Genomic DNA, 20344 nt, shown 5'->3' with positions numbered 1-20344 from the left:
GCTACTGCCGATGGAAAAGCTGTTGCTGCTCAAAGTGATGCTACTACTGCTTTAGCGAATGCCGCTACTGCTGATACAAAAGCTGTTGCTGCTCAAGGAACTGCTACTACTGCCTTATCGAATGCCGCTACTGCCGATACAAAAGCTGTTGCCGCTCAAGGGACTGCTACTACTGCCTTAGCGAATGCAGCTACTGCCGATGGAAAAGCTGTTGCTGCTCAAGGGACTGCTGATACCGCCTTGGGGGATGCCGCTACTGCTTTAACAAATGCTGCAACCGCACAAACTGCCGCTGAAGCTGCCGATACAAATGCTGCAACCGCACAAACTACCGCTGAAGCTGCCGATGGAAAAGCTGTTGCCGCTCAAGGAACTGCTGATACTGCTTTAACAAATGCTGCAACCGCACAAACTGCCGCTGAAGTTGCCGATAAAAATGCTGCAACCGCACAAACTGCTGCCGAAGCTGCTGATACAAAAGCTGTTGCAGCTCAAGGAGCTGCTGAAGCTGCCGATACAAATGTTGGAATTGCACAAACTGCCGCAGAAGCTGCCGATGGAAAAGCTGTTGCTGCTCAAGGAACTGCTGATAATGCTTTAGCGAATGCCGCTATTGCCGATGCAAAAGCTGTTGCTGCTTCATCTGCTTTAGTAACTGAAAATGAAAGAGCTACAACGGCAGAAAACACGATTGCTAATAATTTAACAACTGAAACTGGTGCAAGAATTTCAGCAGACACAACTTTAGCAGCAGACTTAGCTACTGAAGTAACCAACAGAGCAGCTGCGGACTTATTGAAAGAAGATGTAGTAAACAAATCAACGAATGTAACTACCGATGCAGCTTCGGATACAAAATATCCAAGTGTAAAATCGGTTAAGAGTTATGTTGACGCAAGTGCTACAACAGCTTTATCTGCTTTAGCAACTGAAACTGCAAATCGTATCTCAGCTGATAACTTAAAAGCAAATCTAGCATCGCCAACCTTTACAGGAACAGTATCAGGTATTGATAAAACAATGGTTGGACTAGGAAATGTTGATAATACATCTGACGCAAGCAAGCCTGTATCAGCATTACAGCAAACAGCACTGAATTTAAAAGAAGATGTAGTAAACAAATCAACGAATGTAACTACCGATGCAGCTTCGGATACAAAATATCCAAGTGTAAAATCGGTTAAGAGTTATGTTGACGCAAGTGCTATAACAGCTTCATCTGCTTTAGCAACTGAAACTGCAAATCGTATCTCAGCTGATAACTTAAAAGCAAATCTAGCATCGCCAACCTTTACAGGAACAGTATCAGGGATTGATAAAACAATGGTTGGACTAGGAAATGTTGATAATACATCTGACGCAAGTAAACCGGTATCAGCATTACAGCAAACAGCACTGAATTTAAAAGAAGATGTAGTAAACAAATCAACGAATGTAACTACCGATGCAGCTTCGGATACAAAATATCCAAGTGTAAAATCGGTTAAGAGTTATGTTGACGCAAGTGCTACAACAGCTTCATCTGCTTTAGCAACTGAAACTGCAAATCGTATCTCAGCTGATAACTTAAAAGCAAATCTAGCATCGCCAACCTTTACAGGAACAGTATCAGGGATTGATAAAACAATGGTTGGACTAGGAAATGTTGATAATACATCTGACGCAAGTAAACCGGTATCAGCATTACAGCAAACAGCACTGAATTTAAAAGAAGATGTAGTAAACAAATCAACGAATGTAACTACCGATGCAGCTTCGGATACAAAATATCCAAGTGTAAAATCGGTTAAGACTTATGTTGACACCAGTGCTACAACAGCTTCATCTGCTTTAGCAACTGAAACTGCAAATCGTATCTCAGCTGATAACTTAAAAGCAAATCTAGCATCGCCAACCTTTACAGGAACAGTATCAGGGATTGATAAAACAATGGTTGGATTAGGAAATGTTGATAATACATCTGACACAAGTAAACCGGTATCAGCATTACAGCAAACAGCACTGAATTTAAAAGCAAATCTAGCATCTCCAACCTTTACAGGAACGGTATCAGGTATTGATAAAACAATGGTTGGATTAGGAAATGTTGATAATACATCTGACACAAGTAAGCCTGTATCAACAACACAGCAAACAGCATTAAATTTAAAGGCAAATCTTGCCTCTCCTTCCTTTACAGGAACAGTATCAGGGATTGATAAAACAATGGTTGGACTAGGAAATGTTAATAATACATCTGATGCAAGCAAGCCCGTATCTACAGCTACTCAAATAGCATTAGATTTGAAAGAAGATCTATCTAATAAATCTAATACTATTACATTAGGAGCAAGCATTACTTTGTATCCGACTCAAAATGCGGTTAAAACGTATGTTGACAATCAAGTAGCAGCTACAACTACACCAGATGCTACTAGTTCAGTGAAAGGAAAAATACAATTGGCGGGAGATTTATCAGGTACAGCTGCTGTTCCAACAATTGCATCAGTTGGTGGTGTAACTGCTGCAAACGTGGCAAGCGGAGCTAACTTGGCTAATGCGGCTACTAATATAAATACTTCAAGCACAATAGTAAAACGTGATGCATCAGGGAATTTTAGTGCAGGAACAATTACTGCGGCTTTAAATGGAAATGCTACGACAGCAACAACAGCTGGGACAGTTACAACAAACGCAAACTTAACAGGAGATGTATCCAGTGTGGGAAATACAACAACACTTTCAATAACTGGAGTGACAGCTGGAACATATCCTAAAGTTACAGTAGATGCAAAAGGTAGAGTAACCGCAGGAGCCGCTTTATTAGTAAGTGATATTCCAACTTTAAATCAAAACACTACAGGTACAGCTACTAATGTTACCGGAACAGTGGCTGTGGCAAATGGTGGTACAGGATCTACTACGCAAAATTTTGTAGACCTTACAACAACGCAATCATCCATAGCCGGCGCCAAAACTTTTACAAGTACACTAACAGCTTCTGCCGGTGCGACCATTTCGGGTGCGACTACAAGCATTAATAATAACTCTAATTTCAATACAGATATCAATACGGGTAGTTCTACCGGTACTGTTACTATTGGAAGTGCTACAGGGAATGGAATTCGTATTGGAAATGGTAGAATGGCCATAAACAAACCGACAGCACCTGTTACCTCCAATGGTAATCCAATATTAACGCCTGCTCAAGTTGTTGATGCTGGAATTGTTGTAATGACAGGAACAAGTAAAAATGTTACTTTACCTGATGCGACAAGTTTAGCGGGAGTAATGCCAGGGGGTGTAGCTGTAACGGGAGATGTTATTACTTTTGTTATCGTTCCAGGTACTGGTTCAAGTGGTATCACAGTAGTTGCTGGATTAGGCGGAACTTTAGTGGGGCCTGCTGCGATTACTACATCTAGGGTTGTAACGATACGTTTTACTAGTTCAACTGCTTATTCTGTTTATTAAGAGTATCTTTTGAGTCAAATCAAGAGAATCGTATAACAACAGCTACTGAATGAGAATTTTGTAAAATAATGCTGCATTGTATAGCAGATTATATTAGGAACATTTACAATTAGAAAGCATGAATCATAACAAATAGAATGATTTAAAAAAATGATACAATGAAAAATATAATCATACTATTTGTATTACTGGCAATTGTCAGTAATGCAAATGCGCAAACCATAAGTCGTAAGGTCGTCTCCAGTGCTGGAGGGACCTTAACGGGAGGCAGCAGTCAAATTACTTTTAGTATTGGGGAAACAATTATTCCTTCGCTGAATACTGCTACTGCTATGATCACACAAGGTTTTCAACAACCAGGGGAGCAAATTAGGACGGGTAGTGTGGCTACTTCAATATGTGCTGGAAGCAGTTTTAATCTTCCGTATACTGCCACTGATATAGGAGGGAACAATACTTTTACGGCGCAATTAAGTAACGCCACGGGAAGTTTTGCAAGTCCGGTAAACATTGGTACACTGCCTGGCAATGCGTCTACAGCTGTGATTAATGTAACGATTCCTGCTAATACGGTGGCAGGTGGCGGCTATAGAATACGCATAACAAGCAGCTCACCAGCTTTTATTGGTACTAATAACGGGGCTAATATTAAAATTAACGCAACTCCAATTGCCGGTATTAGTTACAGTGGCAGTCCTTACTGTGCAATTGGTTTCGCTTCAGTGACAAGGTCAGGCCAGTCGGGAGGTATTTATACTGCATCTCCGTCAGGATTGAGTATTGATAGTTCAACGGGAGCCATTAATCTTATGGGAAGCACAGCGGGGACTTATATTGTTAAATACAGCTTCAACAATGCTAATTGTTCAAACACAGCAACAGCAATTGTAACTATAAATGCAGTGCCAACAGCACCATCTGTAGCCACCCAAAGCTTTTGTAGTTTGACAACGGTAGCATCATTGCCAAATGGTAGCGGTACTTATAAATGGTATTCTGTAGCAAGTGGCGGTACAGCTCTTGCAAATGCAAATGTTCTAAGTACGAATACCTATTATGTAAGTCGCATCTCGGGCACTTGCGAAAGTGCAAGAGTTGCAGTAAGCGTAACGGTTCTTCCAAATGTGACGGCAGGAATAGTAAGTGGTACTGCTTCTCTTTGCAAAGGAGCAACAGCAATCTACACTAGTAACGGTACTACAGGTGGAAGCTGGAGTAGTACAAATACAGCTGTAGCAACGGTGAATGCTAGTACGGGACTTGTAACTGCAGTGAATGCAGGAAATGCACTTATCAGATATACTGTAACTACAGGTTGTGGTAGTCCTACTACTTCATCATCTGGAACTTTAACGGTAAATATATTACCGACAGCAAGCATCAGTTATAATGGTAGTCCGTTCTGTAATTCAGGTTTAGCAAATGTAACTAGAACGGGTCAGGCAGGGGGTACGTATTCCTCTTCTGCGGGATTGATTATTAATAGTTTAACAGGAAGAATCAATCTTGAAGCCAGTTTAACGGGGACATATATGGTAACTTACAGTTTCAGTTATGGTACTTGCTCTGGTATAACCACTACCACATTAAAGATTAATAAATGTAATAGTAATAATAGTCGCATAGTTGATGTTACTGCTATTACTCAGAATTCCTCTTTAGAGCTAACAGTTGGTAAATTTGATGTTATTGCTTATCCAAATCCATCAAATTATCAATTTACTTTGATTGTTAAAGGGGGTAGTAATGAAAAAGTGGAAGTATTAATTTATGACTCACTGGGAAAAATGGTTAAACACATTGATACTAGTAATGGCCAACAAATTAAGTTTGGAGATGAACTTCCATCTGGTGCTTACATTGCGATAATCAGTCAGGGTATTAACCAAAAAACAATCAAACTGATAAAACAGTAAAGGTTATTTATAAATAAGTTTAAAAACTCCATTTCAATTTTTATTGGAATGGAGTTTTTTCATGTAGTAACTAATTTTTTGAGAATTCAATTTTGTGAAAAGTAATTATAATGCTATCAGGAATGGAATATCAAATGAAAATGAAATGTAACCTGATTGAGTATTTATTTAAGCAATGATTTAGGCATTGTGAGTGTAATAATATAGGGTGGTTGCATATATGTAGAAGTTCAAAATAGAAATAATTCGTATCGAAGACAATTCGAATTTATTTTTGGAGTGCCGCATCTAAATTATTTTAAAACAAAATAGAAATAGGATTATGCAATCACTATTATTTAGAGATTTTAGAAAATAAGGATTTAAAGAAGATAAAGTAGAGAAAAAAGTATGGGATGTTCTGCAAAAAAAAACACCCTGAATACTAATTTTCAGAGTGCCTTAATTTATTTATAAAAAAGTATATTACAAGTATTCTCCGTGTTGAGAAATATCTAAACCTAATTCTTCTTTTTCTTCAGAAACTCTTAAGGGAGTAATTTTATTTACAATAAAGAAAAGGAAATACGATACAGAGAATGCAAATATAGAAACAAGAATAAGCGCTTTTAATTGAATTAAAAACAATGTAGCGTCACCAAAAATTAAACCTTGATTCTCACCTACAACCGCATTTATTGATTTTGAAGCAAATACACCTGTTAAAAGCATACCTACCATACCACCAACCCCGTGACAAGCAAATACATCTAAAGCATCATCAATTTTGCCTTTAGGGAATTTACTTACCACAAAATTACTTACCATACTGGCAATAAGACCAATTGCCATTGCATGCGGGATGCTAACGAATCCTGCCGCCGGTGTAATAGCCACTAAACCTACAACAGCTCCAATACAAGCTCCCATTGCAGAAAGTTTGTGTCCCAGAATTTTGTCAAGAAATACCCAACCCATTGCAGCAGCAGCAGCAGCTACAGTTGTAGTCCCTAAGGCTTGAGCAGCAAGACTTCCAGCTCCAACAGCAGATCCTGCATTGAAACCGAACCAACCGAACCATAATAAACCTGTTCCTAATAATACGTAAGTAATACGAGCAGGATTTGCCTTTTGTACTTTTCTTTTTCCCAAGAAAATAGCTCCGGCGAGAGCCGCCCAACCTGCACTCATGTGAACTACTGTTCCTCCAGCAAAATCTAATACTCCCCATCCAAATAATAACCCATCAGGATGCCATGTCATGTGGCACAAAGGAGCGTAAACAAATAATATGAATAAAACCATAAACAACAAGTAGGCCCAGAAACGAACACGTTCTGCAAAAGCTCCTGTTATTAAGGCTGGTGTTATAATTGCAAATTTAGCTTGAAATAAGGCAAACAAGATCATTGGAATTGTTGGAGCTAACTCCCAAGCAGCATTAGCGCTTACCCCTTGGAAAAATAAGTTTGACATAGGATTTCCTATAAAGCCACCAATTGTTGGTCCAAAACATAATCCAAATCCAATAACAACCCATAGAACAGTTACTATAACCATAGCCATAAAACTTTGTAGTACCGTACTAATAACATTCTTTTTACCTACCATTCCACCATAAAAGAATCCAAGTCCTGGAGTCATTAATAATACGAGAGCTGTGGCAACTATCATCCAAGCGGTATCTCCTGTGTCTAATTTTAGCGGAATAACATGTGCACCAAGTGCTGCCGATCCAACAAAAAGATGAACTGAAAAAATAGATAATACTAGAATGGTGATCATTATCACACTTAAAATAATCTTTCGCATAGTTTTTAGGTTTAAATTTCCATAAAAATATAAAATGATTTCCAACCCCCTGTTAAAAAAGAGTATAATATTTTATTTTTATTAATTTTTCAGTTTAAACCCCTATATTTTATGGGTATACAATATTTAAACATTAAATTTAATGATTTATTAATAGTGTTGTCCTAAAAAAATAGTTTTTATAAACTTTTAAATTTGTTATACTATAGTAGCGAGTCTTTTAATAATGCGAGGGATTATTCGGTAATTATACACAACAGTAAATAATTTTGCTGATAATTGTTAAAATAGGAGATAAAAAAAAACACCTAATACAATTATTGTAAGAGGTGTTTTTATCTTTTGAGAAATGATTATTTTAAAATGTGTTTACTTAAAATTTTATAAACTTCATTAATATTGTTTCCTCCTTTTCCAAATTGTTTTGAAATGGGTTTGTCTTCATTGTTTAACCAAATTTTTAATTCGGCATCCATATCAAGTATACCGGCACTTTCTTTGGAGAATTTTTTGATGCTTGAATAAGGGATCGACATATAATCTACTTTGGTTCCAACCAATTGTTTTTCGACCAAAATCAGTCTTTTATTGGTAAAAATAAACATGTCTTTAATGACTTTATATGCTTTCTCTATTATTTCCCCGTCAATTAATATTGGTTCAAATTCTTTTGAAACATTTTCAATGTTTACCTCTGATGCGTTGCCTAAAATGGCATTGAATATTCCCATAATTTTTTAAAATTTATAATTTTCAAAATTAAATTAAATTATAGGTTATTAATGCCAATATTTTACTAATTTTCATACAAAATTAACATAGATGCTAATCAAATTTGTATTGAAATTATGGGAATTATAGTTTAACAATATGCGTGAAGGTTTTCGAAAAGGTTTAATAATTATTTTTTATGGAAGAAGGGGTTAAGATAAAATGGGGAATTATAGGTTTAGGTAAAATTGCCACCCAATTTGCGGATGATTTAATGCAGGTTCATGATGCTAAGATTGTAGCAGTAGCTTCGCGGAATATTGAGAAAGCAGAAGGATTTGCAGAAAAGTACAATTGTAAAAAAGCCTATTCCACTTATGACGAAATTTTTGCCGACGATGAAGTGGAGATTTTATATATAGCAACACCCCACAGTTATCATGCAGCCTTAACTATAAAAGCGTTACAAAGCAATAAACATGTACTTTGTGAAAAACCTATAGCATTAGGCTATAAAGATGCTTTTCAAATGATTGAAGCTGCAAAAATAAACAACAAATTTTTCATGGAAGCCTTTTGGACTCGATTTAATCCTTCTGTTCAGGAAGTTTTTTATAAAATTAAAAACGGTGAAATAGGGGCAATCAAATATATCAATGCAGACTTTGCATTTCAAGTTAAGGAACTGGAAGGAAACAGAATGACGGATTTAAAATTAGGAGGAGGTGCACTTTTAGATATTGGTGTATATCCTCTTTTTTTATCGTATTTACTGTTAGGCATACCTGATGGAGTTATCGCCAAAGCAAATTTTCATGATTCGGGAGCAGATTTACAGACAACAATGATTTTGCAATATGATAATGCTCAGGCAGTTTTGCATTCTAGTTTTCTTTCTTCGTCAAATATGAAAGCAACCATTAGCGGAACAAAAGGTAGAATTAATTTGAATTCGCCTTGGTTTATGGCAGAATCATATACTTTGATTAAAGACAATGAAAAAGTAAAATATAAATTACCTACCAAAGGTAAAGGCTATACCTATGAAATTGAAGAATGCCATAAATGTATTAAAGAAAACAAAATTGAAAGTACCCTTTGGTCTCATCAAAATAGTTTAGATCTTATAAAAATAGTTGATAAAGTCAAAAGCGAAATTGGATTAGTCTATCCTTTGGAAAAAATATAATTAAGAAGGAGTTGATTTTTTATTGTTATTTTAGAATTAATACTTTTTTACATTCAAACAAAACAATTATATGCTAATTAAAGTTTATGGAAGTGCCGTTTTTGGAGTCGAAGCTACAACGATTACCGTTGAAGTAAATATTGATAAAGGAATTGGATATCATTTAGTAGGATTGCCTGATAATGCCATCAAAGAGAGTAGTTACAGGATTGCCGCTGCGCTCAAAAATAATGGATATGCGATGCCAGGTAAAAAGATAACCATTAACATGGCCCCGGCTGATTTGCGTAAAGAAGGTTCAGCTTATGATTTAACTTTAACGATTGGAATTCTTGTTGCTTCAGGACAAATTAAAGCAGATGATATTGACAAATACATGATCATGGGAGAACTTTCTCTGGATGGTGGTTTGCAACCAATACGTGGAGCTTTACCAATAGCAATAAAAGCAAAAGAAGAGGGTTTTAAAGGTTTTTTTCTTCCAAAGCAAAATGTAAAAGAAGCAGCAATTGTTGCCGGACTAGAGGTGTATGGAGTGGAAAATATACAAGAAGTCATTGATTTCCTGGAAGGAAAAGGTACATTAGAACCTACGACCATTGATACCAGAGCAGAATTTTATAAAGATTTAGATTTCCCAGAATTTGATTTCTCTGATGTCAAAGGACAGGAAAGTATCAAGCGTTGTATGGAAATTGCCGCTGCCGGAGGTCATAATATTATTTTGATTGGTCCACCTGGAGCAGGAAAGACAATGTTAGCCAAGCGATTGCCCAGTATTTTGCCACCCATGACGTTGCGTGAAGCATTAGAAACTACCAAAATACATAGTGTTGCAGGAAAACTGAAAGAAGTGGGTTTAATGAATCAAAGACCGTTTCGCAGCCCACATCACACCATTTCAAATGTGGCTTTAGTAGGAGGTGGAAGTTACCCGCAACCCGGTGAAATTTCTATGGCGCATAATGGCGTTTTGTTTCTGGATGAGTTGCCCGAGTTTAAAAGAGATGTTCTCGAAGTGATGCGTCAGCCATTAGAAGATAGGGAAGTAACCATTTCCAGAGCTAAATTCACGGTTACGTATCCGTCCTCGTTTATGCTGGTGGCAAGTATGAATCCGAGTCCAAGTGGTTTCTTCAACGATCCAGATTCTCCACAAACTTCTTCGCCACACGAAATGCAACGGTATTTGAGTAAAATTTCAGGTCCTTTATTAGATCGAATTGATATTCACATTGAAGTGACGCCTGTTCCTTTCGAAAAACTATCTGATGACAGGAAAGCAGAAAGTAGTGTTGCTATTCGTCAAAGGGTAACTGCGGCACGAGAAATTCAAACGGAACGTTTTGAGCAAATGGAAAATATCCATTACAATGCCCAAATGAATACCAAACACATTCGGGAACATTGCGCTCTTGATGATGTTTCGAAACAATTGTTGAAAACCGCAATGGAGCGCTTGAATCTTTCGGCTCGGGCTTACGATCGTATTTTGAAAGTAGCCAGAACCATTGCTGATCTTGATGCCGCTCCAAAAGTAATTTCTTCACATATCGCCGAAGCCATTCAGTATAGAAGTTTGGATCGTGATGGATGGTTGGGTTGAGATTTTAGATTTTTGATTCCAGATGTTTAACCTCTGCCCAAGCTCCGCAAAGTCTCCGACTTTGAGGTGGTGATTTTCAGTCTCTGACTGACCTTAAAAAACAAAATAAAAGAGAAAGAAGGATTCATAATTCGAGATCAATCCAAAACGCATTTTATAACCGCAACAGTTGTGGACTGGGTTGATGTTTTTTCTAGAAAAACCTATAAAGATTGCATCATCGAAAGTCTGGTTTTTTGTATAAAAAACAAAGGAATGATTTTGTATGGATTTGTAATTATGTCCAATCACATTCATTTAATCATTCAGTCAGAAAACAGTAAATTATCTGATTTGATTCGGGATTTCAAGAAGTTTACAGCAAAGACTATTTTGAATAAAATAGAAACTGAGCCAGAAAGCAGGGCCGATTGGATGCTGAAACGTTTTGAATTTGCTTGTAAAAGTCATAGCCGAAATGAAAAATATCAGTTTTGGCAATATGGAAATCATCCCGAAGAAATTTTTTCAGAAAAGTTCTTTTGGTCGAAATTGGATTATATTCATTTGAATCCTGTTCGAGCAGGAATTGTTGCTAGAGCTTCTCATTATGTTTATTCTAGTGCTTCTAATTATGTTGAAGATAGTGGAATTATAGCAATTACAAAAGTTGATAATCCGGTAATAGATGTTTTGAAACCTCAATCAATTAGCACTATTTATAATTGGTAACAAAGGTTAGAGACCTTTTATCACATTCTCAAAGTCGAAGACTTTGTGGAGCGTGTACTATAATCAACAGTATAAAAGAGCATTGGGATCAATTTTAATAACAGTTTTAGCAATCGTAATCTTCTATTTTGTTTTTCGAACTAAAATGAAAAAAGAAAAATATAGAAATAAATAAGTCAAAAAAGAGATTTCGATAGAAATCTCTTTTATTTTTGCCAAATGTTAGAAATTCTTTACCAAGACGAATATATTATCGCAATTAATAAACCAAGTGGATTGTTGGTTCACAAATCATTTTATGCGCGCGATGCAAAAGTTTTTGCTATTCAAGAATTGAGAAATCAAATAGGAGGGCAACACGTTTATCCTATTCATCGGTTAGATCGCAAAACATCTGGTGTCTTGTTATTTGCGTTGGACAAGGATGTTTTAAAAATTATGAATGATCGTTTTGCCAATCGCGGAGTTGAAAAAAAATATTTAGCAATTTTACGTGGTTGGTCACCCGAAGAACTAACGATTGATTATGATTTAACCAATGATGATGGCATTATACAAAATGCAATAACATACTTTCATCGATTGCAAAGTACCGAAATTGAGTTAGAATTTAACAATCAACCAACGTCACGATATTGTTTGGTGGAAGCGATTCCTGAAACGGGACGTATGCATCAATTACGAAAACATTTCAAACATATTTTTCATCCCATTTTAGGAAGTCGTCCACATGGTTGTAACAAACAAAATAAATTATGGTTGGAGAATTTTGAACTGAAAGGAATGATGCTTCATGCACATCAGTTAATTTTTAATCATCCAATAACAAATGAACAACTTATCTTGAATGCAAAAATTAATGAAGAGTTTAGCAAAGTAGGTACTATTCTTAAGCTAGATTTGAATACCTATGAATAGAATACTAATTTGTAAAGTAATGCTTCAAATTATTGTTGTATTTGGAAACAACAGTTTTCACTATAAAGAGGAGCAGAGTTGAGATTTTTGATCAACGATTTTTAATTTCAGATGTTTAACCTCTGCTAAATCGATAATGTAATTTATAGCTTGAGCGTCCCGCTCGTGCCTATTACAAATTTATAGTGATTTACTTTTGTTAGTGTTCACGAGCGGGACGCTAGCGCTAGCGGGGGTGGGCGAAGGAGCGGGATAAATATGAAGGCTCATAAGTAATATCTTAATTGTTTACCTTAACAAAAAAATCAATTTTTTGCGTATAAATAATTTTCTTTAATCTTAAACATCTTTCAATGTCTTATACTAACTATCTTGGTGAAATCTTCAAATTTATTGGTCTACCTGCATTAATTTCTATTGGTGTTACAGCCATTGCAAAACTTAAGTACGATAAAAAACTTGAAAAAGTTAAATTTAGAAATGCTAAAAAGCTTTCTGATTTTCAATCTGAAATTGAAATACTGAAATCTCAAGAAAGTATCAAGTTTGCAAAGTTACATGAAAAGAGATTTGAAGTATTAGCTGAGATATATAAGTATATCAATGATATAATAGTTGCGTTACATAATAGTATCACTCCTGTGAAAAATGAAACGAATGTTTCATTTGAAGAGAATGAAAAAAAACTATTAAACAATTATAGATTAGTAATATTTAGCTTTTATGAATATTTTGCAATAAATAAAATTTATCTTAGTGCTAATATTGCAAGTTTAATTGATAATTTTGTTATGCAAGCAAATATTATTGCGTCAGAAAATGCAATGAAAAAAGGACAAGCTGGTATGGAGGTTTATAGTAAATTGAATGAAATAGTAATACCAATTAAGAACGAAATTGAAATTGAATTTCGAAAGGTTTTAGGTGAATAAGATATTCATTTTAAAATTAAATAATAAATATTACAATGCTCAAATGAACACCAAGCATATTCGGGAATATTGTGCATTGGATAATGCTTCAAAGGAGTTATTGAAAACTCGATTGCTCTGATTTGAACTAAACACATCGAGTTGGATAGCGCTGTTTTGCAAACTATGCCCATAAACGAAAGCAACTTTGTTTTTTCAAAGATTTGAATACAATGGTCTTTAGATAAAAATCGTGAATTATAGCCCCGATAGAAACGAAAAACCTTGTGAGGGCTGGCGTTTAGCCCTCACAAGGTTGTATTGGATAGCGGGAGGTTACTTCCTCAAAAAACGAAATCGTTCTGCTCCTAAAAGAAGAAAACGTATTTTCTTAGTGGTTACCTATTTGAACGTCTGTCGTTATTTTGACTCGGACGTCTTGGACCAAAACTATTGTTGCTGCTGCGGTTTGGAGTATCTGTTTTTGGTTTCTTAGGAGTCGAATTCCGTTGTTGTCTTCCTTGCCCTTGCTTAATTGGCTCCGTTGACGCATTAGGATCTGGCTCAAAACCTTTAATGTTTTCTTTGGGTAATTTCAAGCCAACCAATTTCTCTATATCACGTAAAAAAACAGTTTCGTCTGGACTAAACAACGAAATGGCTTCTCCACTTGCGCCAGCTCTTCCGGTTCTACCTATTCGGTGCACGTAATCTTCAGGAATATTAGGCAATTCAAAATTAATAACATGCGGTAATAATGGAATGTCCAAACCTCGAGCGGCAATATCTGTAGCGACCAAAGCGGTTAGGCTTCCGTCTTTAAAACCGGCTAAGGCTTTAGTTCGGGCGCCTTGACCTTTATTTCCGTGAATAGCTGCTGCTTTAATGCCAGCACTAATCATGCTTTCTGTTAGCTTATTGGCACCTTGTTTGGTACGCGTAAATACCAAAATCTGTTTCCAGTTGCCTTCTGTAATCAATTTAATAATCAGTTCTGTTTTTTTCTCTTTGGCAACAGGATATACTTTTTGAATGATAGCATCTACCGTTGTATTTTCTGGTGTCGCTTCCACCTGGACCGGATGGTGCAAAATACCCATTGCCAATTTCTTAATGTCTTTTGAAAAGGTTGCCGAAAATAGCAAGTTTTGTCTTTTTGAAGGTAATACTTTCATGATACGTTCAATATCACGTAAAAATCCCATATCCAACATGCGGTCCGCTTCATCCAAAACCAAAATTTCAACTTTGGCAAGCGATACTAAACCTTGATTTTGCAAATCGATTAATCGACCGGGAGTTGCTACCAAAATATCAAGACCTTGACGCAATTGAGCAACTTGTGGATTTTGGTTTACGCCACCAAAAATTACGGCGCTGCGCAAATCTAAAAATTCACTGTATTCTTTTATATTGGCTAATATTTGAGCTGCCAATTCTCGTGTTGGGGTTAATATCAAAGCACGAATAGGTCTGTGGCTTAAGTGTTTTCCCTGCGATAATATTTGCAATATAGGTAGCGTGAAACCGGCTGTTTTTCCTGTTCCTGTTTGTGCGGATGCCAATACATCTTTACCTTCCAGGATTGGCGGGATTGCTTTTTGTTGTATTGGAGAAGGTGTTGTGTATCCTTTTTTGCTGATGGCTTTTAATAAAGCATCAGATAAGCCTAATGAGTTAAATGACATAAATAGTGTTTATAAAGTAAACACTATTAGTTAGGTTACTTTTTTAATTGGGCGCAAAGGTACTGCTAATTTTTTCGATGTACTTTTTATTGCTTGACTTTGTTTAAATAAAAGATTAGTAGTTCGTTTTAATCCGTTACAAACAATAGTCGCGATGTTAATAATTATAGTAAATTAAATAAGGGTAGCTAATATTATTATTCCTTTATACTGAATGAAATAGCTAAGTTCTAAAATCTGCTTATGATAGAATTTTGAATGAGGCTAGAACCATTGCTGATTCTAGTAGGGGTGATTTTAATTTTAGAGAATAGTACTTAAATTTTCAAGTTTACACAAAAAAATCCGGTACAAAGCCCGATTTTTTATGTCATAAGATTTAATGCATGTCATCAAAAGTATCTCCTTGTTTTATATCACCAGTTTGGTATCCTTTTTTAAACCAATACATTCTTTGTTCAGAGGTTCCATGAGTAAAGGAATCAGGAACAATTTGTCCTTGCATTTTTGATTGAATCGCATCATCGCCTACAGCATTAGCAGCACTAAGGGCTTCTTCAATATCACCGTCATCCAGAACATTATTTCCTTTTTGATAATGTGCCAATACACCCGCATAAAAATCAGCTTGTAATTCTAGCGCTACCGATAATTTATTGGCTTGGGCTTCACTTTTTCCTTCTTGAGCTTGTCTCATTTTATCTGAAGTCCCTAATAAATTTTGTACATGATGCCCTATTTCATGTGCAATTACGTAGGAGATAGCAAAATCGCCGCCTTCTGCACCAAATTTTGATTTTAATTGTTCAAAAAAATCTAAATCCATATATACTTTTTGATCGCTAGGGCAATAAAATGGGCCAGATGCAGATGAAGCACCTCCGCAAGCAGTTTCTACCGCTCCTTTGAACAGAACTAATTTTGGATTTATATATTCCTTACCATTTTCAATGAAAATTTTACTCCATATGTCTTCATTGTCGGCTAAATTCACTCTAACAAAATCGCCTATTTCTTCCTCTTCTTTCGTTAAAGGAATGCCAGATTCTGTTTGTGTGGATTGATTGCCTTGCATTTGCTCCAAAACAGGAGTTAACAGCTGTGCATTTTCACCTCCAAAAACATTCAGTAATAAAATTATAATTCCTATTATTCCACCACCAACTGCTATTTTTCCACCGGATAATGTTCTACGGTCCTCAACATTGTCACTTTGTCTTCTGCCTATCCATTTCATAATTTAAAATATTAAATTAATTTTTGTTTTTCAATAGTAGTACTAAATTAAATTATTTTTTTTAAAGCAGTATTGTTTTCCAGTATTATTAATCCTTATAAATTAGGGTTGTCCATTTAGAAAGTGTTTCTTCAATAATGCCTTTTATAATAGGTTTTGATATATAATCATTCATTCCTGCTTCAATACATTTGTCTTTTTCTTCTTTTTCGGTACCTGCAGTAATTGCAATAATAGGAATACTTTGACCGGATTTTAAATTACGGATTTCTTTTGTGGCTTCATATCCATTCATTATTGGCATTTGGATGTCCATGAAAATAAGATCTGGGTTTAGGATTTCAAATTGATCAACTGCATCTTTCCCGTTAAAAATTTCAGAAATTGTGGCATTTGGATATAAATTTTTAAGTATTGTTTTAAGTAATAACATGTTAATTTTATTGTCCTCAACAATCATTATTTTTATTTTTTTTGAGTTTTTGGTTGGTACAATTATGTCCTCCTCTTTATTAGTAGGAGAGTTAATTTGGGCCGTGTTCCCGGATGTTTTATCAGTAATCTCTAAATCTAAATCAAAATAAAAGGTACTACCTACATTAATAGTACTATCCAGTTGTAAATGGCTATTCATTAATCCTAATAGCTGATTCGAAATCGTTAAGCCTAAGCCTGTACCTCCAAATTTTCTAGTTGTAGAGCTGTCTTCCTGAGAAAAAGCTTTGAAAATTTTCTTTTTATTTTCTTCTAATATTCCCATTCCGGTATCTGTAACTGCAAAGCGAATTTTGGCTCTGGAATTATCCGTTTTTTCAGTAACATATACATCTAATTTTATAGCCCCTTTTTCAGTAAATTTTACTGCATTTGCTAAAAGATTAATCAAGATTTGCTTTAAACGAACACTATCTATCCAAAAATATTTAGGGACATCTCTGGCTATATTCAATTCTAAGCCCAATTTTTTTTGATTGGATTCATATAATATCAAATCAATTATTTGACTCAATATTTCTTTAACATCATATTTTTCAATATATAAGTCTAATTTGCCAGCTTCGATTTTTGAGAAATCAAGAATGTCATTTATGATATCTAATAATGAATGTGCCGATTGGTTTACGGTTATCATATATTTTTCTTGGGTGCTTCCAAGATTGGTTTTCATCAATAAATCAGTAAAACCAATAATTCCATTTAAAGGAGTTCTGATTTCATGACTCATATTAGCTAGAAATTCTGATTTTGCTTTGTTGGAGGCTTCAGCCAATTCTTTTGCTTTAATAAAGGTTTCAGCTCGTTTTCTTTCTGTGATATCAATAAAAATACCTTCTGTAAATGCGATTTTCCCCTCTTTATAGATAACATCTCCAAATTCTTCTACCCATATAATTTCTTTATTTTTATGAAGAATTCTATAAATGGAATGGATTGGTATTCCGCTTTTAATCGCATTTTGCTGGCTTTGCAAAGTCTGTTCCTTATCCTCTGTGTGAATTAAGTCTATAAATGACAGTCGATTAGTAAGAAAATCTGATTTTAGATATCCAGTTAGTTTTTCAATTTCATCATTGATATAAATTTTAGTGGCATTTTCATCATATTTTGATAAATAAACAGTACCAGGAATATTATTAGCTAATAATCTAAATTTTTCTTCACTTTCATATATTACGGCTTCATTTGTAATTCGTTCTATAGAGGCAGCAATGTTTCTTGCTAATGTTTGTAAAATATTGATTTCATCCTCATTCCAAATTCTTTCATTGTGAGTATCATCAAATCCTAAAAATCCATGAAATTTGTTTTTTACAAAAATTGGAAAAAGGATTACTGAAGATACATCTACTTGAGATAATTTATGTCTTAAGGATTCATTTTCAATTTTGGAAACTGTAGATTTAAAAATTTGATTATTTAAAAGCGGATATAGCAATTCCTCAAAAAACTCATGAGGTAAATTTTGAAGTTCTTTGTTGTTTTTAGTTAATTTATTGTTATTAATTATCCATCGGTATTTTTGGCTTATCAATGAATTCTCATCATTTTCGTAATAATACGCCCGCTGTGATTTTGTTGCTTTTCCCATTATTATAAGAACATCCGAAAAAATAGCTTTGATATCTTTACTATTTAAGAATTTCTCGGTGCAAAGCGCCATAGCGGATAATAGCTCGCTTTTATATTCTAATTTTTTATCTACTTCATGTCGCATTTGAGATGCAATTGCCAATGATATAATGTCTGAAATTGTTCGTGCAAAATTGACATCTTCATTATCCCAATTTCTAATAATTCCAGTAGTTTCAAAGCATATTGTTCCAATTAATTCACCATTTGTAAAAATAGGAATATCTAGAATTGATCTAATGTCATTTTTTAAAAAATAGTTTTCGATGAATTCTGATATTTCCCATTTATTAAAAACATCTGGGGCAACAATTTGTTTTTTGTTTTTTATAGATTCAAAATAAATTGGAAATTTTTTCTTCTTTAAAATAATTCCTTCTCCGAATGTATTGGTATCTAGTAAGTATAAATTTTCGCAATAAATGGTATCTACTGTATATTTCCAAAAACTGACCCGATTACACTTAGAACTTTTTGCAGCAGCTTCTAATATTAACTTTATGCTAATTTCAAAATTTTCGAAATGGCTAAAATTAGTTGTAGATAATTTTTTAATGATTTTGTTGTATTCTTCATTTTTTTCTTGGCGTATTCTATTTTCAGCTTCGATATTTTTTAAAATAGTTATATCTCTGGCTATACCGGAGTAGCCAATTATTATGTTTAAGTCATTTCTGCGAATAATTACTTTTTGAGAAATCCAAACTATTTGACCATTTTTTTTTAATAATGGAATTTCGATAGTTGGAAAATCAAATTCATTTTCTTCTAGATTTTGATAAAAAAGCATCATTTCAGCAATATAATCTTCCCGTATAAATTCTGAATAATTTCTCGTAAGGATATCTTCCACTTGATAGCCTAAAATTTTAATGGTAAAATCATTGACAAATGTAAAATTACCATCATCATCTACTTCAAAAATAATGTCAGTAGCTGTTTGAATTAAGTTTTTATATTGATTTTGAATCTGAATTTCATTAGTTATATCTTGACCAATTCCGATGATTAAATCGTCTGAAAATTTTTTATTTTTCCACTGAATGTATTTGTATTCTCCATTTTTGCATTTAAGTTTCCTTATAAACATTGCTTCTTCATTGAAATCAGTTTGGGATGCTTCGCCAAAAAAATCGGTATCTTCAGTAAGTTCCCAATATCCTAATCCCAAAACTTCATTTATAGAGTATCCTAAAATTGAAGTAATAGTTTCACTACAAAAGGAAACCTCTCCCTTTCTATTTGTAGCAATAATAAGAGAATTTCCCTTATTTATAATTTGATCATTAAAACGAAATTTGTCCTTGATTTTTAATGATGATATATATCGAATGTAGTTTATAATGAATATTATAAGGGAATAATTTAATAATAAGATACTTGTTTTAAATGGAATTAATTCTAAAGTTGTAACTGTAATCAAATAAAGAATTACAGACAGAACAAAAAACCAATACAATTTTAAAGGTTTTAGAACACTATAAGAAAAGAAAAAATTGACTATAAATGCTATAATAGGAATAATGTCAGAAGGGGTAAAAATTAAATTCCTACAGATTAAACCAAAATATAAAATAAAAACTACAATGAATAAATGTTTAATATTTTTTAAAACATAAATAGATTTTGTACTAATAAAATAGATAATCGATAAAGAAAAACCAATAAGACCGTTAGTGATTAAGAGACTTTTTGGTCTTATATCAAAAAGTTCAAAATTAATTTCGATGATGGGTAGTATAAGGCCTAAAAATAAAAGATAGGTTTGATATTCTTTATTTTTTGAATCACTGTAGTCATTTTTTTCTATGAAGGTACTGTTTAAAAAACCTTTAATTTTTAAAAAATTATAGATTGTCAAAAAAAGAAATAAGAGTAAAATAGTAAATAATAACCAAAATTTCAAGCCGTTATCAATCAGTTTTTTAATTAATAAAAAATGATTGACCATTATAAAATCATTAAACAAACTAAAAAAAATAAAGTTAAGTTTAAAGTATAGTAAAGAACTACAGTATGATACCATAGGATAAATTTGCTTAGGTTTGAAAGATTGACTTGGGGATCTATCTTTATATTTTTG

Annotated in this window: 12 protein-coding genes; 7 read left to right on the top strand and 5 right to left on the bottom strand. The window is 34.1% G+C overall.

The genetic code is table 11. The features are described 5' to 3' along the window. Together ACM55G_RS13085 and ACM55G_RS13080 are read left to right on the top strand one after the other, a co-directional pair. A partial coding sequence (locus tag ACM55G_RS13085; RefSeq protein ID WP_416844384.1) for a beta strand repeat-containing protein occupies positions 1 to 3453 on the top strand: 3453 nt, incomplete at its 5' end. Between the two features lie 158 nt (positions 3454 to 3611). Beyond that, entirely contained in the window at positions 3612 to 5369 is a 1758-nt protein-coding gene (locus ACM55G_RS13080) for an Ig-like domain-containing protein (protein WP_416844383.1), read from the top strand. A gap of 465 nt (positions 5370 to 5834) precedes the next feature. Here ACM55G_RS13080 and ACM55G_RS13075 read toward each other — a convergent pair whose 3' ends face one another. Both ACM55G_RS13075 and ACM55G_RS13070 read right to left on the bottom strand, forming a co-directional pair. Then, entirely contained in the window at positions 5835 to 7160 is a 1326-nt protein-coding gene (locus tag ACM55G_RS13075; RefSeq protein WP_416844382.1) for an ammonium transporter, read from the bottom strand. A gap of 353 nt (positions 7161 to 7513) precedes the next feature. After that, positions 7514 to 7891, bottom strand: coding sequence for a PH domain-containing protein (locus tag ACM55G_RS13070; RefSeq protein WP_416844381.1), 378 nt, complete (start codon positions 7889 to 7891; stop codon positions 7514 to 7516). A gap of 179 nt (positions 7892 to 8070) precedes the next feature. On the opposite strand from ACM55G_RS13070, the gene ACM55G_RS13065 reads away from it, so the two are divergent. The 5 genes from ACM55G_RS13065 (at position 8071) to ACM55G_RS13045 (ending at position 13227) form a co-directional block, all read left to right on the top strand. Then, complete coding sequence (locus tag ACM55G_RS13065; protein ID WP_416844380.1) at positions 8071 to 9060, top strand: Gfo/Idh/MocA family protein; 990 nt, start codon at positions 8071 to 8073, stop codon at positions 9058 to 9060. Positions 9061 to 9130: 70 nt separating this feature from the next. After that, positions 9131 to 10666, top strand: a complete 1536-nt coding sequence (locus tag ACM55G_RS13060) for a YifB family Mg chelatase-like AAA ATPase (RefSeq protein ID WP_416844379.1) — start codon at positions 9131 to 9133, stop codon at positions 10664 to 10666. Between the two features lie 87 nt (positions 10667 to 10753). Continuing rightward, the gene (locus ACM55G_RS13055) at positions 10754 to 11377 is read left to right on the top strand and encodes an REP-associated tyrosine transposase (protein WP_416844385.1); all 624 of its coding nucleotides are present in this window, start codon (positions 10754 to 10756) and stop codon (positions 11375 to 11377) included. 219 nt (positions 11378 to 11596) lie between these two features. Beyond that, positions 11597 to 12295 carry a pseudouridine synthase gene (locus ACM55G_RS13050; protein WP_416844378.1) on the top strand — a complete coding sequence of 233 codons (699 nt, stop codon included), beginning with the start codon at positions 11597 to 11599 and terminating at the stop codon, positions 12293 to 12295. 353 nt (positions 12296 to 12648) lie between these two features. Next, on the top strand, positions 12649 to 13227 hold the full coding sequence (locus ACM55G_RS13045; RefSeq protein ID WP_416844377.1) for a hypothetical protein: 579 nt from the start codon (positions 12649 to 12651) through the stop codon (positions 13225 to 13227). A 377-nt stretch (positions 13228 to 13604) separates the two neighbouring features. Here the strand turns inward: ACM55G_RS13045 and ACM55G_RS13040 are convergent, their stop codons facing one another. The 3 genes from ACM55G_RS13040 to ACM55G_RS13030 all read right to left on the bottom strand — a co-directional run bounded on the left by ACM55G_RS13040 (position 13605) and on the right by ACM55G_RS13030 (position 19720). After that, a complete protein-coding gene (locus ACM55G_RS13040) occupies positions 13605 to 14894 on the bottom strand; it encodes a DEAD/DEAH box helicase (RefSeq protein WP_416844376.1) in 1290 nt (429 codons plus the stop codon). 379 nt (positions 14895 to 15273) lie between these two features. Next, positions 15274 to 16131 carry a KPN_02809 family neutral zinc metallopeptidase gene (gene ypfJ / locus ACM55G_RS13035; protein WP_416844375.1) on the bottom strand — a complete coding sequence of 286 codons (858 nt, stop codon included), beginning with the start codon at positions 16129 to 16131 and terminating at the stop codon, positions 15274 to 15276. Between the two features lie 88 nt (positions 16132 to 16219). Further along, a complete protein-coding gene (locus ACM55G_RS13030; RefSeq protein ID WP_416844374.1) occupies positions 16220 to 19720 on the bottom strand; it encodes a PAS domain S-box protein in 3501 nt (1166 codons plus the stop codon). Between the last annotated feature and the right edge of the window lie 624 nt (positions 19721 to 20344).

It is taken from the genome of Flavobacterium algoriphilum, assembly GCF_048158655.1.
GTDB lineage: Bacteria > Bacteroidota > Bacteroidia > Flavobacteriales > Flavobacteriaceae > Flavobacterium > Flavobacterium algoriphilum.
Note: the sequence above shows the minus strand (reverse complement) of the source record. Positions and strands in the feature narration are given on the sequence as shown.

What these genes read in the sequence shown, in the direction of transcription:
- ACM55G_RS13060 (WP_416844379.1), top strand. Translation starts at nt 9,131, where the DNA reads ATGCTAATTAAAGTTTATGGAAGTGCCGTTTTTGGAGTCGAAGCTACA.
- ACM55G_RS13050 (WP_416844378.1), top strand. Translation starts at nt 11,597, where the DNA reads ATGTTAGAAATTCTTTACCAAGACGAATATATTATCGCAATTAATAAA.
- ypfJ (WP_416844375.1), bottom strand. Translation starts at nt 16,131, where the DNA reads ATGAAATGGATAGGCAGAAGACAAAGTGACAATGTTGAGGACCGTAGA.
- ACM55G_RS13040 (WP_416844376.1), bottom strand. Translation starts at nt 14,894, where the DNA reads ATGTCATTTAACTCATTAGGCTTATCTGATGCTTTATTAAAAGCCATC.
- ACM55G_RS13065 (WP_416844380.1), top strand. Translation starts at nt 8,071, where the DNA reads ATGGAAGAAGGGGTTAAGATAAAATGGGGAATTATAGGTTTAGGTAAA.
- ACM55G_RS13075 (WP_416844382.1), bottom strand. Translation starts at nt 7,160, where the DNA reads ATGCGAAAGATTATTTTAAGTGTGATAATGATCACCATTCTAGTATTA.
- ACM55G_RS13080 (WP_416844383.1), top strand. Translation starts at nt 3,612, where the DNA reads ATGAAAAATATAATCATACTATTTGTATTACTGGCAATTGTCAGTAAT.
- ACM55G_RS13070 (WP_416844381.1), bottom strand. Translation starts at nt 7,891, where the DNA reads ATGGGAATATTCAATGCCATTTTAGGCAACGCATCAGAGGTAAACATT.
- ACM55G_RS13045 (WP_416844377.1), top strand. Translation starts at nt 12,649, where the DNA reads ATGTCTTATACTAACTATCTTGGTGAAATCTTCAAATTTATTGGTCTA.